The 15,364-nt window shown below is 70.1% G+C and carries 14 protein-coding genes; 9 read left to right on the forward strand and 5 right to left on the reverse strand.

The annotated features are described in order from the left end of the window. Positions 1 to 78: 78 nt before the first annotated feature. Positions 79 to 870, forward strand: a complete 792-nt coding sequence (locus Ate02nite_RS31155; protein WP_203811425.1) for an alpha/beta hydrolase — start codon at positions 79 to 81, stop codon at positions 868 to 870. Here Ate02nite_RS31155 and Ate02nite_RS31160 read toward each other — a convergent pair whose 3' ends face one another. Together Ate02nite_RS31160 and Ate02nite_RS31165 are read right to left on the reverse strand one after the other, a co-directional pair. Continuing rightward, positions 871 to 3,519 (reverse strand): helix-turn-helix transcriptional regulator, encoded by a 2,649-nt coding sequence (locus Ate02nite_RS31160; protein ID WP_239147861.1) that lies wholly within the window; start codon positions 3,517 to 3,519, stop codon positions 871 to 873. A 69-nt stretch (positions 3,520 to 3,588) separates the two neighbouring features. Continuing rightward, positions 3,589 to 4,401, reverse strand: coding sequence for an Lrp/AsnC family transcriptional regulator (locus Ate02nite_RS31165; protein WP_239147823.1), 813 nt, complete (start codon positions 4,399 to 4,401; stop codon positions 3,589 to 3,591). Between Ate02nite_RS31165 and Ate02nite_RS31170 the strand changes: the two genes are divergently transcribed. The 5 genes from Ate02nite_RS31170 to Ate02nite_RS31190 all read left to right on the forward strand — a co-directional run bounded on the left by Ate02nite_RS31170 (position 4,361) and on the right by Ate02nite_RS31190 (position 8,966). Further along, complete coding sequence (locus Ate02nite_RS31170; RefSeq protein WP_239147824.1) at positions 4,361 to 5,326, forward strand: MFS transporter; 966 nt, start codon at positions 4,361 to 4,363, stop codon at positions 5,324 to 5,326. The two genes, Ate02nite_RS31165 and Ate02nite_RS31170, sit on opposite strands and share 41 nt — an antisense overlap. A gap of 106 nt (positions 5,327 to 5,432) precedes the next feature. After that, on the forward strand, positions 5,433 to 6,344 hold the full coding sequence (locus Ate02nite_RS31175; protein ID WP_203811429.1) for a metal ABC transporter substrate-binding protein: 912 nt from the start codon (positions 5,433 to 5,435) through the stop codon (positions 6,342 to 6,344). Between the two features lie 5 nt (positions 6,345 to 6,349). Further along, entirely contained in the window at positions 6,350 to 7,129 is a 780-nt protein-coding gene (locus Ate02nite_RS31180; RefSeq protein WP_203811430.1) for a metal ABC transporter ATP-binding protein, read from the forward strand. Next, a complete protein-coding gene (locus Ate02nite_RS31185) occupies positions 7,126 to 8,025 on the forward strand; it encodes a metal ABC transporter permease (RefSeq protein ID WP_203811431.1) in 900 nt (299 codons plus the stop codon). Before Ate02nite_RS31180 ends, Ate02nite_RS31185 begins: the two co-directional genes overlap by 4 nt. Further along, positions 8,022 to 8,966, forward strand: coding sequence for an ATP-binding protein (locus Ate02nite_RS31190; RefSeq protein WP_203811432.1), 945 nt, complete (start codon positions 8,022 to 8,024; stop codon positions 8,964 to 8,966). The genes Ate02nite_RS31185 and Ate02nite_RS31190 overlap by 4 nt, the downstream gene beginning before the upstream one ends. A gap of 370 nt (positions 8,967 to 9,336) precedes the next feature. Here the strand turns inward: Ate02nite_RS31190 and Ate02nite_RS31195 are convergent, their stop codons facing one another. Continuing rightward, complete coding sequence (locus tag Ate02nite_RS31195) at positions 9,337 to 9,732, reverse strand: Fur family transcriptional regulator (RefSeq protein ID WP_438871271.1); 396 nt, start codon at positions 9,730 to 9,732, stop codon at positions 9,337 to 9,339. Between the two features lie 97 nt (positions 9,733 to 9,829). Between Ate02nite_RS31195 and Ate02nite_RS31200 the strand changes: the two genes are divergently transcribed. Next, positions 9,830 to 10,147: an ArsR/SmtB family transcription factor gene (locus tag Ate02nite_RS31200; RefSeq protein WP_203811433.1), complete on the forward strand. Its 318-nt coding sequence runs from the start codon at positions 9,830 to 9,832 to the stop codon at positions 10,145 to 10,147. Here Ate02nite_RS31200 and Ate02nite_RS31205 read toward each other — a convergent pair. Beyond that, a complete protein-coding gene (locus tag Ate02nite_RS31205) occupies positions 10,144 to 11,886 on the reverse strand; it encodes a tannase/feruloyl esterase family alpha/beta hydrolase (protein ID WP_239147825.1) in 1,743 nt (580 codons plus the stop codon). The two genes, Ate02nite_RS31200 and Ate02nite_RS31205, sit on opposite strands and share 4 nt — an antisense overlap. Positions 11,887 to 12,042: 156 nt before the next feature. After that, complete coding sequence (locus Ate02nite_RS31210; protein ID WP_203811434.1) at positions 12,043 to 13,386, reverse strand: FAD-dependent oxidoreductase; 1,344 nt, start codon at positions 13,384 to 13,386, stop codon at positions 12,043 to 12,045. A 407-nt stretch (positions 13,387 to 13,793) separates the two neighbouring features. Between Ate02nite_RS31210 and Ate02nite_RS31215 the strand changes: the two genes are divergently transcribed. Next, a complete protein-coding gene (locus tag Ate02nite_RS31215) occupies positions 13,794 to 14,456 on the forward strand; it encodes a carbohydrate-binding protein (RefSeq protein ID WP_203811435.1) in 663 nt (220 codons plus the stop codon). Positions 14,457 to 14,491: 35 nt separating this feature from the next. Continuing rightward, positions 14,492 to 15,280 carry an SGNH/GDSL hydrolase family protein gene (locus Ate02nite_RS31220; protein WP_239147826.1) on the forward strand — a complete coding sequence of 263 codons (789 nt, stop codon included), beginning with the start codon at positions 14,492 to 14,494 and terminating at the stop codon, positions 15,278 to 15,280. Positions 15,281 to 15,364: the final 84 nt, after the last annotated feature.

Below are 15,364 nucleotides of genomic sequence, written 5' to 3' on the forward strand. Positions count from 1 at the left end.
CTGCGAGCCTGCCTGCAGGTTCTGTGTGCGTCAAAAGACGTACGCGAAGGGCTGGTTGTCGTCTCTAGCGTTCTTGGTATGCGGAAACCAGTCATCTTCATCCATGGCCTCTGGCTGCACGCGTCGTCGTGGCTGCCCTGGATCGATCTGTTCGCCGAGCGGGGCTACGAGCCCTCGGCCCCGGGCTGGCCCGGTGACGCCGGCACCGTCGAGGAGACCCGGGCCAACCCGGACGCGGTCGCCGGTCACGGCATCGACGACGTCGTCGCCCACTTCGCCGGCATCTTCGAGTCGCTGCCGGTCAAGCCGATCGTGATCGGTCACTCGTTCGGCGGCATGATCGCCCAGAAGCTGCTCGGTCTCGATCTGGCGGCGGCCGCCGTGGCCATCGACGCCGCCCAGATCAAGGGTGTGCTGCCGCTTCCGTTGTCGACGCTGCGGTCGGGCTTCCCGATTCTCAGCAACCCGGCGAACGGCAGCCGGGCCGTCTCGCTGACGGCCGAGCAGTTCCGGTACGCCTTCGGCAACGCGATCCCCGAAGCGGAGTCCCAACAGCTGTACGACCGCTGGTCCATTCCGGCGCCGGGCAAGCCGCTGTTCGAGGCGGCCGCCGCCAACTTCAACCCGCACTCCCCGGCCAAGGTCGACACCGCCAACGAGTCCCGTGGCCCGCTGCTGCTGATGGCCGGCGGCAAGGACCACACCGTGCCGGAGACCATCGTGCGGGCCACCCTCAAGCAGTACCGCCACTCGCACGCGGTCACCGACATCGTCGACTTCCCCGACAAGGCGCACTCGCTGACCATCGACGCCGGCTGGCGCGAGGTCGCGGAGACCGCGCTGACCTGGTTGAAGGAGCAGGGCCTGTAATCACATTCCGGAAGTGAGCAGAGCCTCGGCGAGACCGGCCCGGGAGCGTACCCCGACCTTCGGAAAGATGCGGTAGAGATGGGTGCTGACCGTCCGTGGAGAGACATAGAGCTGCCGGGCGATCTCCTGGTTGCTCAGTCCGCGGGCGGCCAGCTGGGCGATCTGCAGCTCCTGGGCGGTCAGCTGCCCGGTGCGGTCCTCGCCGCGGTTGACCGTCTCGCCGGTGGCCCGCAGCTCGCGGCGGGCCCGCTCGGCCCACGGGGCCACGCCGAGGGCGGTCAGGGTCTCCCACGCCGCCCGCAACACCGGCCGTGCCTCGGCGGGGCGGCGCTGACGCCGCAGCCACTCGCCGAGGGCGAGCTGAATCCGGGCGCGCTCGAACGGCCACCCCGCGAGATCGGCCTTGAGCGCGTCGCGGAAGTCCTGCTCCGGGTCGGTGGCCAGCAACGCCTGGGCGTAGCTCAGATGCACGGTCAGCACCGGCCACGGCGCGGAGGCGGCCAGCGACCGGCACTCCTGCACGATCAGATCCAGCTCCGGCAGGCGTTCGGCCAGGCGGCCCGCCTCGGCCAGGTGGGCGAGAGCAACCAATCGGACGTACGGATGGTAGGCCTCGTCCTGCGGATCGAAGATCCGGCGCAATTGCTCGTACGCGTCCAGGGGTTTACCGTCCGCGAGCATCGCGACCCCCCGCACCATCGTGATCACCGACTGGAACGGGTGCCGGCCGCCGGAGTGCAGGGCCTGATCGGCCTGATCGGCGTGGGCGGTGGCGGCCGTGACGTCGCCGCGCAACGCCTCGGCCAGACCGAGGCAGAGCTTCGCGCTGATCGCCCCGACGAAGTCCTTGACCTCGAGCGAGAGCCGTTGCGCCTCCTCCCCCGCGACCACGGCCAGCCGTACCTCGCCGGAGTGCGCCGCGATCCACGCCTGCGATTTCAGCGCGAACAACAGCGTGTTGAAGTGACCGTTGAACCGCGAGCCGGCGATGGCGTCCGCCAGCAGCAACGCGGCCGAGGGGTGATCGCCGATCGCGGTCGCGGCCTCGCCCAGCTCGAACAGCCGATCGGGCCGGCTCGGCGGCGCCGCCACCTTCTCGGCCAGTCGTTCCACGAGCTGCGCCGCCCGCTCGGTGGGCGCGTTGTGCGCGAGCACCCGGATCAGGCGCGGGTCGTCGGCCGGGATCGCCAGCCGCTCGATCAGCGCGAGGATGTCGGCCCGGCGCTCCGGTGGCGGCGGATCCCACCAGTTGCGCAGGGCGAACAGGGTGAGGGCGTCCAGGGCGAGCTCGTCGTCGCCCTCGTCGATGATCCGCTCGACCACGTCGAACAACCGGGCGTGCCGGGTCTGGCCGGACCAGCCCTCACCGAGGACGGCCTCGCGTATCCACAGGAACCGGACCTGCTGGCTCGCGTCCAGCTCGTACCCGGCGATCGTCCGGAGCAGGTTTTCGCTGCGGCGCCGGTCGCCCATCTTCATGGCCGTGGTGACGGCCCACATCAACCGATCCACCCGGACATGCGGGTCCTCGGTCAGCTCGGCGGCACGCTGCCAGGCCACGACGGCGGTGTCGATGGCGCCGCCCCGCCCGGCTCGTCCGGCCAGCTCGGCCATCCGCCGACCCAGTTCCTCGTCGATGCCCAGGGTGGCCGCGGCCCGGTGCCAGGTGTTCCGGTCGCCGTCGGCCGGCAGCACCCGGGCCAGGGCGGCGTGCGCGGCGAGGCGCTCGGCCTCGGTCGCCGCCTGTCGAACCGCCGAGCGGATCAGCGGGTGCCGGAACTGCACGCTGACCCCGTCGCTGGTGAGCAGGCCCGCGTTCAGCGCGGGTTGCAGGGTTTCGGTCGTGGCCGGGCCGGCGGCCGACAGCACCTCGTCGAGCCGGTCATCGTCGTCGACCGCCGCCACCAGCAGCAGCGACCGGGTGGGCGCCGGCAAACCGGCCACCACCGTCGCATACGTACGCTCGAGCCGGGCGGTCAGCGGCAACGAGCCGGGCGGCGCGTGCTGATCCAGCTCGCCGGCCGTGCCCGACAGCTCGATCAGGCCCAGCGGGTTCCCGCCGGCCTCCGCGATCACCCGGTGGCGCAGGGCCGGAGACAGATCGGCGGCGACCCGGTCGAGCAGCGAGGCGACCGCGTCCGCCGGCAGCGGGCCCACCTCGACCTCGGCCAGGCCGGCGCCGGCCAGCCGGGCCGCGGCTTCCTCGCCCTCCCGCACCGCCACCAGCAGGATCAACGGCTCGTCCGCGAGCCGGCGCCCGACGAACGCCAGCGCCTGCCAGCTCTGCCGATCGATCCACTGCGCGTCGTCCACCACCAGGCAGATCGGCCGGGCCGAGGCGGCCGAGCTCAGCAGCTCCAGCGCCGCCAGCCCCACGGTGTGTGGTTCACCGTCCGTGATCGTGTCCCGGCTCAGCGGCGCCAGCAGCTGCCGGAGCGCCACGAACGGCAGGCGCGTCTCGGCCTGCACGCCGGTCACCGACAGGACCCGGATCTCCTGCTCCTCCGCGAGCTCCCGGGCCGTACGCAGCAGTGCGCTCTTGCCCATGCCCGGCGCCCCGCGCAACACCAGCGCGTCGCCCGCGGAATCGGACACCCGGGCCAGTACCGACGTGATCCGACCCAGCTCGGCATCCCGTCCGAACAGCACTTCCTCCAAGATCCCCACCCCCAGCCGGCCCAGCCTCGCACATCCGTCCCGAGCCGGCTCGGATGAGCATCACGGACGTACTGTGCCGAGCTGCTTGACGTTTCGTAGCAGCGGCTCCGACTCGACCCGCTGCACACCGTCCAGCGAGCCCAGCTTCTCGGTCAGGTACCGGTAGAACGCCGGCATGTCCCGGCAGATCGCCAAGGCCTGCACATTCGTCGGCCCGGTGATGGCCGCCGCGTAGACGATCTCCTCGTGCTCGCGAAGCGCCGCACCGACCGCCGCCAGCCGGGACGGGGCAACCGTCAGCCACAGCAGGACCGCGGCGCGGAATCCGTACATCTCCGGTTTGCTCTCCACGTCGGTGTAGAGCGAGCCGGACTCGAACAGCTCCTGCATCCGGCGGCGGGCGGTCGACTCCGGCCAGCCGGTCGTGGCCGCCAGCTCCGCGTAGCTGAGCCGCCCGTCCCGGGCGAGCGCCTCCAGCAGCGGCGCGTCCGCGGGGGTGAGACGCGCCGCCGGCCGAGCACCGCCCGGCGCCGCCCAGACCGGGGTCAGCGCCTCGATCTGCTCGGCGGTCAGCGCGTCGTCGTGCAGGTCCGGGCCGACCGCCTGACCGGCGAACTGGTGGACCACGCAGTGCGCGCTGACCGAGGTCACCCGCGGGGTCCGGGGCAGCTTCTGCAGCAGCAGGGTCTCCCGGTCGGCCGAGGCGGGCACTCGCACGGTGCAGGCGATCTCGGTGCCACCCGAGGTGATCGACACCCAGCCGGTGTCCGGGCGGCGGGCCAGGGCCCCGGCGATCGGCAACGCCGAGTCGGGGGCGGGCGCGGTCAACGGGGTGGCCGCGGCGGCCGGCCCGCTCGCCGGCGGCCTGCTCACCGAGCACCTCAGCTGGCGCTGGGTGTTCCTGGTCAACCTGCCGATCTGCCTGATCGCGATCTGGTTCACGGTGCGCGGGGTGCGCGAGTCCCGGGCGCCGGCCGGTGGCCGCCTCGACCTGCCCGGCACGATCAGCTTCACCGTGGCGGCGGCCGCCGTGACGTACGGCCTGATCCGCGGCGGCGAGGCCGGCTGGACCGACGGTGTCACCCTGGCCGCGTTCGCCGCCGGGCTGGTCGCGCTGGCCGGGTTCCTTGTCGTCGAAGTCCGCTCGGACCACCCGATGCTCGACCTGACCCTGTTCCGCCGGGTGCCGTTCACCGTACTGATCGTCGCCGCGTTCCTCGCCCAGGCCGCCGCGTTCGCCTACCTGCCGTTCAGCACCGTCTGGCTGCAGCAGGTGCTCGGCAACGGCCCGGTCGACGCCGGCCTGTACGGCGCCCTCCCCTCGGCCGCCGCCGCCCTGCTCGTCGGCGCTTCCGCCGGCCGGTACCTGCAGCGGATCGCCCCGCGCTGGACCGTCGGCATCGGCCTGCTCCTGATCGCCGCCGGTAACCTGATGCAGGCCCGGATCGGCACGGACAGCACCGGCTCGGTCCTGATCCCCGGACTGATCGTGGCCGGTCTCGGCATCGGCTGCGTGCTGCCCGCCAACGCCTCGGCGGTGCTGGCCGAGGTGCCGCGCGAACGCAGCGGGATGGCCGGCGGGGCACTCAACACGTTCCGCCAGCTCGGGCTCGCATTCGGCATCGCGGTCTTCGGGACCGTCTTCACCAACCGGATCGCCGACGGGCACGGCACGCCGGCCGCGGTCGCCGACGGGTTGAACACGACCCTGCTGATCGCCTCCGGAACCGCCCTGGCCGCCGCGATCCTGGTGCTCGTCCTGCTCCGCAAGCCCGCCGCCGTACCCGCGTCTTCCTGAAGAAGATGAAAATCACTTCCAGTAGGATTGCCAGCGCGGCTCGCCTCACCCTACGGTTCTTAACGGATTTGAAAACCGTTCCCAGTACGAACCTAAGGGTGATCTTGTGTTCACACAGCGAAAAACCGTGGGCGCGCTGTCGCTGGTCCTGGCGCTCTCCGCCTGCGGCTCGTCGGGCTCCGGCGATGCGGCGAGCGGCAGCAAGGCGACGACGCTGTCCGTGGTCGCCTCGACCAATGTCTACGGCGACATCGTCAAACAGATCGCCGGCGACCGGGTGACCGTCACCTCGATCATCAGCGACCCGGCGGCCGATCCGCACTCCTACGAGGCCGACACCCGCACCCAGCTCGAGCTGTCCAAGGCCGACGTGGTCATCGAGAACGGCGGTGGCTACGACGACTTCGTCGACACGATGCTCAAGGCGGCCGGTAACAGCGACGCCAAGGTGATCGACGTCGTCGACATCTCCGGCCGGAAAGCCCCGGCCGGAGGTGAGCTGAACGAGCACGTCTGGTACGACTTCCCCAGCGTCGAGAAACTGGTCACCGAGCTGGTGACGGTGCTGTCGGCGAAGGACCCGGCCGACGCGGCCGTCTTCAGCTCGGGCGCCGCCACGTTCACCAAGAAGCTCCAGGAACTGGAGTCCACCGAGGCGTCGATCAAGGCCGCACACGCCGGCGCGGGCGTGGCGATCACCGAGCCGGTCCCGGTGTACCTGCTGGAGGCGAGCGGGCTGGTCAACAAGACGCCGGAGGAGTTCAGCGAGGCGATCGAGGAGGGCACCGACGTACCGGCGGCGGTCCTGGCCGAGACCCTGGCCCTGTTCTCGCAGAAGAAGGTCAGCGTGCTGGCCTACAACGAGCAGACCTCGGGGCCGGAGACCGAGAAGGTGCTGGCCGCGGCGAAGAGCAACAACATCGCGGTCGTTCCGGTGACCGAGACGCTGCCGGCCGGCCAGGACTACCTGAGCTGGATGGGCGGCAACCTCGCGGCGCTCCAGTCGGCGCTCGGCTGAGCCCGATGACCCCGATCCTCGCGATAGACGACGCCACCCTGAACTACGGCTCCCGGCGGCTGTGGTCGCATCTGGACCTGACCGTGCGGCCGGGTGAGTTCGTGGCGGTGCTCGGCGCGAACGGGTCGGGCAAGACCAGCCTGCTCCGCGTCCTGCTCGGCCGGCAACGCCTGACCAGCGGCACGGTCACCATCGCCGGGCGGCCGGCGCACCGCGGCAGCAAGGACATCGGTTACGTACCGCAGCAGCGGCGGATCGACACGCTCACCCCGCTGCGCGCCCGCGACCTGGTCGGGCTGGGCCTGGACGGTCACCGCTGGGGACTCAACCTCCCCGGCGGCGGCCGCCGGCGGCGCATCGACGCCGTTCTCGGCAAGGTCGGTGCCGACGCGTACGCCGATCGCCCGGTCTGGTTGCTCTCCGGCGGTGAGCAGCAGCGCGTACGCATCGCGCAGGCCCTGGTCGCCGAGCCCGCGCTGCTGCTCTGCGACGAGCCACTGCTCTCCCTCGACCCACGCAGCCAGCAGGAGGTCACCGCGCTGGTCGACGAGCGCCGCCGGGCCGAAGGCACCGCGGTCCTGTTCGTCACCCATGAGATCAACCCCGTCCTGCCGTACGCGGACCGCGTGCTCTGGCTCGCGGACGGCCGATTCCGGATCGGGACGGTCGACGAGGTACTCACCTCCGAGGTGCTCAGCGAGATGTACCGGACCCAGGTCGACGTGATCCGCACCGGCGACCGCGTCCTGGTCGCCGGCCTCCCCGACCCGGCGCACTTCTCGTGACCGGCTTCTGGCACCAGATCTTCAACTTCGCCGACTACCGCGAATTGCTCGCCCTCGTGCACAACTCGCTCATCGCCGGGGCCGCGCTCGGCGTGGTCGGCGGCCTGATCAGCACCTTCGTGATGATGCGCGACCTGCCCTTCGCGGTGCACGGGATCAGTGAGCTGTCCTTCGCCGGCGCGTCCGGCGCCCTGTTGCTCGGCGTGAACGTGGTCGCCGGCTCCCTGGCCGGCTCGCTGCTGGCCGCGCTGGTCATCGGCGCGCTGGGCAGCCGGGCCCGCGACCGCAACTCCATCATCGGCGTACTCATGCCGTTCGGTCTCGGTCTCGGGGTGTTGTTCCTGGCCCTCTACAAGGGCCGCTCGGCGAACAAGTTCGGCCTGCTCACCGGCCAGATCGTCGCCGTCGACACGCCCCAGCTGACCTGGCTGCTGGGGACCTCGGCCCTGGTGCTCGCTGCCCTGGTGGTGATCTGGCGCCCGCTGACCTTCGCCAGCACCGATCCCGAGGTAGCGGCCGCGCGTGGCGTGCCGGTGGGCCTGCTCTCCCCGGTGTTCATGATCCTGCTCGGGCTCACCGTGGCGATGTCCGTACAGATCGTCGGCGCTCTTCTGGTTCTCAGCATCATCTGCACCCCGGCCGCCGCCGCGATGCGCGTCACCGCCGCCCCGCGCCTGGTCACGCTGCTGAGCGTGCTGTTCGCGGTCTGCTCGATGGTCGGCGGCATCCTGCTCGCGCTGGGCAGCAGCATCCCGATCAGCCCGTACGTCACCACCATCTCGTTCGTCATCTACCTGACCTGCCGAGTCATCGGCCGGGCCCGGCGGCTTGACTCTCCAATTGGAAATGGGTATCACTTTCGTCAAAGAATCCGACGAATAGGGCAACCCGCATGAAGATCGCGTTTGTTGGCAAGGGCGGCGCCGGTAAGACCACCCTGGCCGCGCTGTTCAGCCGCTACCTGGCGGCCGAGGGAAACACCGTGCTGGCTCTCGATGCCGACATCAACCAGAACCTCGCCGTGGCACTCGGCGCCGACCCGGCCGAGCCGGCCGCCCGGCCGGCCCTCGGCGAGAGCCTCCCGGAGATCAAGGAGTACCTGCGCGGCCATAACCCGCGGATCAGCTCCGGCTCCTCGATGGTCAAGACCACCCCGCCCGGCCGCGGCTCCCGGCTGCTGCGGATCACCGAGGACAACCCGATCTGGCGGCGCTGCGTCCACCTGGCCGGCGGGGTACGAACCGCGGGCACCGGCGCCTTCGCCGAGTCCGACCTCGGTGTCGCCTGCTACCACTCCAAGGTGGGCGCGGTCGAGCTGATCCTCAACCACCTGGTCGACGCCGACAACGAGTACGTGGTGGTGGACATGACCGCGGGCGCTGACGCGTTCGCCTCCGGCCTGTTCACCCGCTTCGACCACACGTTCATCGTCTGCGAGCCGACCGTCCGCGGCGTCGGGGTCTACCAGCAGTACCTGGACTACTCGGCCGGACACCGGGTGGCGATCTCGGTGATCGGCAACAAGGTCACCGACGCCACCGACGAGGCCTTCCTCCGCCAGCACGTCGGCACCGACCTCCGGGCCAGCATGTCGGTCTCCCGGCACGTCCGAGCGGCCGAGCAGGGCCGCCCCCGCGACATCCACGAGCTCGAACCGGAGAACCGCGCGGTGCTCGACGCGATGCGCCACACCGTGGACGCGTCGGCGCGCGACTGGCGGCGGTTCCACGCCCAGGCCGTCGAGTTCCACCTGCGCAACGCGGAGGCCTGGGCCAACGAGGCGACCGGCGAGAACCTGGCGAATCAGGTCGACCCGGAGTTCGCCCTCTCCTTATAACGAAAACCACGTTTAGTAACGACCGCAAGAAACTGCCCACTCTCACCCGGGGCCGGGCTTCCGGAACTAGCTTTTGCCCGGAAAGAAAGATCCCTTTTCCGTACGCGCCGGACCGCTCCCGTGGCACTCGGTCCCGGCAGGTGCGGCTCACCCTCCGCGCGCCGGCCCCGGGCGGTCCCGACCCAAGACCCCAACCGCCACCCGCAAAGCAAAGCCCCGGCGGGAGGGGTGTCCGGTTGCGCGAGAGTCGCGGCACGCGCCGGTGTGGCACGCCGGCCGCGCGGTGGCGGCGGTCGGGGGTAGTTGCGGTTGTCGACGGTGTCGCCCGTACCGGAAAGGTCTGTTTCTTGGGATCCTGATCCTGAAACGCCTAGGCGCAGTCGGTGCAGTGGCCGAAGATCTCGATGGTGTGGCCGACGTCGGTGAAGCCGTGTTCGGCGGCGACCCGGTCGGCCCACTTCTCCACGGCCGGGCCGGCGACCTCGACGGTCTTGCCGCAGCGGCGGCAGACCAGGTGATGGTGGTGCGTCCCGCCGCACAGCCGGAACAGCTGCTCGCCGCCGGGCAGCCGGGTCGAGTCGGCCTCACCGGCGTCGACCAGCAGCTGCAGGGTGCGGTAGACAGTGGTCAACCCGACCTTGGCGCCGCGCTCGCGCAGCATCTGGTGCAGCTGCTGCGCGCTGTGCGAGCTGTCCGTGTCCCGCAGCAGCGCGAGCACCTCGCCGCGCTGGCGGGTGCTACGAGTGGTGTTCGGGATCGTGGTCACGGCGCCAATTATGCACCTCTACGCATGTGCTCATCTCGCAACTAGACGATAATTACTGGAAACGATTACCGTTCCGGTTCTCAGGAACGGAGTCTTCATGAACGAGGCCGCCCTGGAGCGGGCGGTGATCGCGTTACGCGGCATGGCGTACGAGCACCGGCTGCACATCCTCCTGCTGCTGCGCGAGGGTGAGCAGACACCGACGTCGCTGGCCCACGCCGTGCCGGCCGAAGCCACCGCCATCGCGCACCACCTCCGGTCGCTGCGGGACGCCCGGCTGATCGTGCGACGACGCCACGGCCGGCAGATGTTCTACTCGCTGCACAGCGAGGCGATCGGGCGGTTCGTCACCGAGATCTACCGGCACGCCGAGGAGGCCGGGGCACGTCGCGCCCCGGCCTCGGATCAGTTCTAGCCGGCCTTGCGGGTCAGCCAGGTGGTGGCGGGCTTAAGGACCAATTGGGTGCCGTCGGCCTTGGCCTTGACCTGGTAACCGTCGGAGAACAGCCGGGAGCCGAGCCAATTGAAATCGTCCCGCACCGGGTTGCGCGGGGTGTAGGAGACGAAGTTGGCGGCGTCGTCGGTGCTGCCGCTGCCGTCGTAGCGCGCGACCGCCGGGTACGGGAAGACCGGACGGGTCCGGTCGACCGTGCCGCCGGTGCTGTGCGACGCGATGATCTTCGCGGGCGCCCGGCCGCTCTCGGTCCAGGCCATCACCGGGGTGAGCACGTCGAAGACGTTCGGGCCCTCGCCGCCGCCGCAGTGCGCGACGCCGGGGAAGAGGAACAGCTTGGCGAAGCTGTCGACGGCGTTGCGGCCCAGCGTCTTCTGCAGGGCGTCCCAGTATTCGAGGGTGCCCTGCGGGGAGATGTGCTGGTCCTCCCAGCCGTGCCAGAGCAGCAGTTTCCCGCCGGTCCGGCGGAACGTCGACAGGTCGGGGTCCATCGCGGACAGATAGCTCGACGACTGCACCGTGTCCCAGAACCCCTGCGCGGTCAGCTTGAGGTCCTTGAGCTGCCAGTTCGCGTTGACGTAGTTGGTGAAGCCGAGGTACCGGGCGAACGCGAGCACGAAGTTCTCGCTGCCCACGTGGGCTCCCTGCGCGGCCGGGACGAACAGCGACCAGTCCAGCTCCGAGCCCCACTCGTGCGAGATCGCCGGCTCCAGCCGGTCGCCCTTGTCGGTCACGGCACCGTTGTGCAGCCGCCGGACCACGCCGGCTTCGGCCGGACTCAGGCAGGTCGAGGCGTCCTGCGCTTTCTTACAGACCAGGGTGTACGGGTTGAAGTCGCACACCCGGGGGTCGCCGAGCAGCCCGTCCTGAACTCCGTCCAGCCTGTCGCACGCGGCCAGCACCGCGCTGTGGATCAGCGGCAGCTTGGCCGCCAGCAGGATGTAGTTGCCGTTGTCGTCGAGGTTGGTCAGCACGTTCCACGCGTGGTGGTAGGTGTTCTGCACGACCATGTTGTTGGCCGGCGCACCGGCGGCGATGCCGTCGAAGTCGCCCGGATAGCGCTGCGCCTCCATCAGCGCCTCGCGCCCGCCGTCGGAGCAGCCGGTGAAGTACGAGAAGGCCGGCTTGTGCGCGTAGAACCTCCCGATGATCGCCTTGGCCACCTGCGACGTGACGTGCACGCCCCGATAGGCGAAGTCGATCTGCGCCTGCGGGTTGTTCGCCGCCCACGAGCCGTCGTTCTGCCCCTGGTGGCCCATGTCGGTGGTGGCCACCGCGACCTGGCCGGCGACGACCGGCGGGCAGTTGGCCGCCTGCCCGAAGTTGATGTTGGAGCTGCCGCACTCGCCGCCGCATCCGGTCTGCACGTACCGCTGGGTCCAGCCGGCGGTGGGCAGCCGGAGCACGATCGTGTTGGCCGGCGCGATGGTGCCGCGCACCTCGCAGTACGGCGCGGCACCGGTGGTCACCAGGGTCGCCGAGGTGATGGTGACCGGTGCGTCGGTGGCCCGGCTGAGGTCGAGCCCGGTCACCGATGAGCAGTCGATGACCGGGCTGAGGGCGGCCAGATCGCGCAGGCCGTCCGCGGTGACTCGCGGGTGGGCGCTGGCTACGCCGCCGGCCGTGGCCAGGGCCGCCACCACGGCCACGGCCAGAGCCGCGCTGAAGAGGGATTTCCGGGATCGCAGGAACTCGTACATGGACGGCTGCCTCCTCGGCAGGTCGCAGTGCATCAAGCGCGCTACGGCCGGGTTACAGCCGCGTTCCGGATGTTAGCGAGATTGTTAACGATCCGGAAGACGATTCCGTCCACAACGGCCCCTCGGCCGCAATCTAAGCTTTCGCGAATCGTCCCCTCAGCCGTTGCAGATCTCGATCATGTCGGTGCGGGGCACGACCTTGACGCGCTTGCGGCCGTGCGGTGCGCCGAGCGCGATCTCGTGCTCGTCCAGCAGCTGCCAGCCGGCCCAGTTCGTCGCGCGCACACCGCGATTGGCCAGGTGGGCCAGGATCGCCTCCAGGTCGCGCTCGGGCGCGACCGGCAGCTTCGCCTCGTCGGCCACGATGCTGGCGACCGTCTCCCCGGCGTCGCCCTTGGTGTGGCCGATCAGGCCGACCGGGCCGCGCTTGATCCAGCCGGTGACGTACATGCCCGGAAGGTGGTCGCCGTCGAGGTCCAGGATGCGGCCCGCGGTGTGCGGGATGGTCCCGGTCGTGGTGTCGAACGGCAGGTCCGGCAGTGCCTGGCTGAGGTAGCCGACGGCCCGGTACACGGCCTGCACCGGCCAGTCGGTGAACTCGCCGGTGCCACGCACCCAGCCGTCCCCGGTCAGTTCCTGGGTCTCGGTGCGCAGCCCGGCCACCCGGCCGTCGCCGAGCACCTCCACCGGAGACTGCAGGAAGTGCAGGTGCAGCCGGCGAGGCCGGTCGCGAGGGTCGCGTACGGCCCAGTTCTGCAGAATGTCGACGCACATCTTCACGTGCCGCGTCGCGCGCATCGCGGCGAGGCTGCCCTCGTCGAACTCGATGCCCTCCGGGTGCACGATCACCTCGACGTTCGGTGACGCGTCGAGCTCGCGCAGCTCCATCGGGGTGAACTTCACCTGCGCCGGGCCGCGCCGGGAGAACAGGTGCACGTCGGTGACCGGGCTGTCCTTCAGGTGCCGGTACACGTTGTCCGGGATCTCGGTCTCGAGGAGCTCATCGGCGGTCTTGGCGAGGATTCGGGCCACGTCGACGGCCACGTTGCCGGCGCCGATCACCGCGACCTCGGTGGCCTCGAGCGGCCACTCCCGGGGCACGTCCGGGTGCCCGTTGTACCAGGACGCGAAGTCGGCGGCCCCGAAGCTGCCGGCCAGCTCGATGCCCGGGATGTCGAGCGGCCGGTCCTTCTCGGCACCGGTGGCGATGATGGTGGCGTCGTAGAACCGCTGCAACTCGTCCTGCTTGACGTCCACCCCGTACTCGACGTTGCCGATGAACCGGATGCGCGGATTGTTCAGCACCCGGTACAGGGCGTTGACCACCTCTTTGATCCGCGGGTGGTCCGGCGCCACGCCGTAGCGGATCAGGCCGTACGGCGTCGGCAGCCGATCGAAGATGTCGACCGTCACCGCCTCCGAGGTCTTGATCAGGTGGTCGGCGGCGTAGATGCCGGCCGGCCCGGTTCCGATGACGGCAACCCGCAGCGGGCGTTCCATGGTCGCGTTCCTCACTCGATCGACAACGTCAGCCTCGCGATCATAGTTAGGCATGCCTTACCTAATTTGAGGCGCACGTCACATCTGCGGGAAAAGTGACGACTTCGACGCTCGCCCACCGCGGGCTCCGTTCGTGAAAACTTTTCTCAGAAGAATGTCGCCTTGGACGTCGGATCCCTTTAGGATCAGCACCGCGCATCGCCCGGATACATTGAAGGGGATACATCGCTGTGGAGAACCCTTCACGGGTCCGACCCCACGTGTTCAGAACGCATGAGGAATCGTCCGTACCGCAACCTCCCTCATTCGGCTCCGGCTCCCACCGATCTGTTCCGGCGGCCGACTCGATGGATTGGCGACCGACCGGCGAAAGACTTCGGCGCAACGGGATCGGTCTCCTGATTTCGGTGCTCGCCGTCGCCGCCGTGATCGCAGTCCTGGTATCGACCAAAGACCCGGTCACCCGCCCGCAGGTCCCGCCGGTCGCCGACGTCCTGCCCAGTTGGCCCAGCGGTCCGGTCCGGGTAGAGCCGGCGCCGACCCAGCCCAGCGCGATCGTGGCGGATCTGCCGCAAGTGACTGGTCAAGCGGTAGTTCCGGAGGACACTTCGCGGCCGGCCCGCACCACGACCGCGCGCCGCACCTCGGCGCCCGCGCAGAACGCGACCGCCTACCGCACCACCCAGGCCGAGGAGTTCGACGAGCAGAACGGCATCACCGTCGAAGCCGACCAGACCGGCCCGGGCCGGCACGTCGGATTCATCACCACCGGCGATTGGGTGCGATACGACAACGTCGGTTTCACCGATGTGCCCGCGACCACGTTGCTGATCAGCGCCTCCAACTGGGCCGCGAACAACGGAACCGGCGAGGTCGAACTACATCTGGACAACCGGTCATCGGCCCCGATCGGCACAATGACGATTCCCAACAACGCCGACTGGTTCACGTTCACCGCCTATTCGATGAAAATCCAGCCGACGACCGGCGTGCACACCGTCTACCTGACCTTTACCAGTAAACAAACCGAAGAATTCGGCAACGTCGACTGGTTCCGTTTCCAGCATTGATCTGATATCGGAGATAACCCTTGTCCAGAAGCTCAGTGATTCTGGTCGCTGCCCTGGCTCTCACCGCCGGCACCGCCCTGACCCCGGTCGCGGCGGCCGCCGCCACGGCGACCGTCCAGTACGTCGCGCTCGGCGACTCCTACTCGGCGGGCGTCGGCACCCCCGACGAGTCCGGCTCCTGCGGCCGCAGCCCCAGCAGCTATCCCTCCCTGTGGGCGGTCAACCACCCCGCCGCCGTCCTGCACTTCGCCGCCTGCGGTGGCGCCACCACCGACAGCGTGCGCACCTCGCAGCTGGGTGACCTCGACGCCGGCACCACCGTCGTCAGCATCACCGCCGGCGGCAACGACGTGGGCTTCTCCCCCACCCTGTCGGTGTGCACGGCCGGCAGCGACGACGCCTGCCGCCAGCAGGTCGCCTCGGCCCGCGCCGCGACGACCAGCGTGCTGCCCGGCAAGCTCGACGCCACCTACCAGGCGATCCGCGCGAAGGCCCCGAACGCCCGGCTCGTCGTGCTCGGTTACCCCCGCCTGTTCAACCCGGCGGTGACCTGCCCGACCGGCGGCCTGAGCACGGTCAAGCAGAACCTGCTGAACGCGGCCGCCGACGACCTGAACGCGGTCATCCGCACCCGCGCGACCGCAGCCGGCGCCACCTTCACCGACGTGACCACCCTGTTCACCGGCCACGAGATCTGCACCGCGGTCGCGTGGATCAACAACGTGTCCCCGGCCCGGCCGTCCGACTCGTACCACCCGAACGGCGGCGGCTACGCCCAGGCGTACCTCCCGCTGTTCACCGCCGCCGCCGGCATCGGCGTCTGAATTCGTTACTGGGCCTGGAGCACGTCGGCAACCCCGCCGGTGGTCCATCCGCTTTCCAGGACGGCCAGGCCCTCGGCGACGGCA

This window comes from Paractinoplanes tereljensis, from assembly GCF_016862435.1.
GTDB classification, from domain to species: domain Bacteria; phylum Actinomycetota; class Actinomycetes; order Mycobacteriales; family Micromonosporaceae; genus Actinoplanes; species Actinoplanes tereljensis.

Bases quoted from the DNA above. Each gene is read 5' to 3' on its own strand.
- Ate02nite_RS31205 (WP_239147825.1), bottom strand. From the start codon at position 11,886: ATGTACGAGTTCCTGCGATCCCGGAAATCCCTCTTCAGCGCGGCTCTG.
- Ate02nite_RS31200 (WP_203811433.1), top strand. From the start codon at position 9,830: ATGAACGAGGCCGCCCTGGAGCGGGCGGTGATCGCGTTACGCGGCATG.
- Ate02nite_RS31180 (WP_203811430.1), top strand. From the start codon at position 6,350: ATGACCCCGATCCTCGCGATAGACGACGCCACCCTGAACTACGGCTCC.
- Ate02nite_RS31190 (WP_203811432.1), top strand. From the start codon at position 8,022: ATGAAGATCGCGTTTGTTGGCAAGGGCGGCGCCGGTAAGACCACCCTG.
- Ate02nite_RS31155 (WP_203811425.1), top strand. From the start codon at position 79: ATGCGGAAACCAGTCATCTTCATCCATGGCCTCTGGCTGCACGCGTCG.
- Ate02nite_RS31210 (WP_203811434.1), bottom strand. From the start codon at position 13,386: ATGGAACGCCCGCTGCGGGTTGCCGTCATCGGAACCGGGCCGGCCGGC.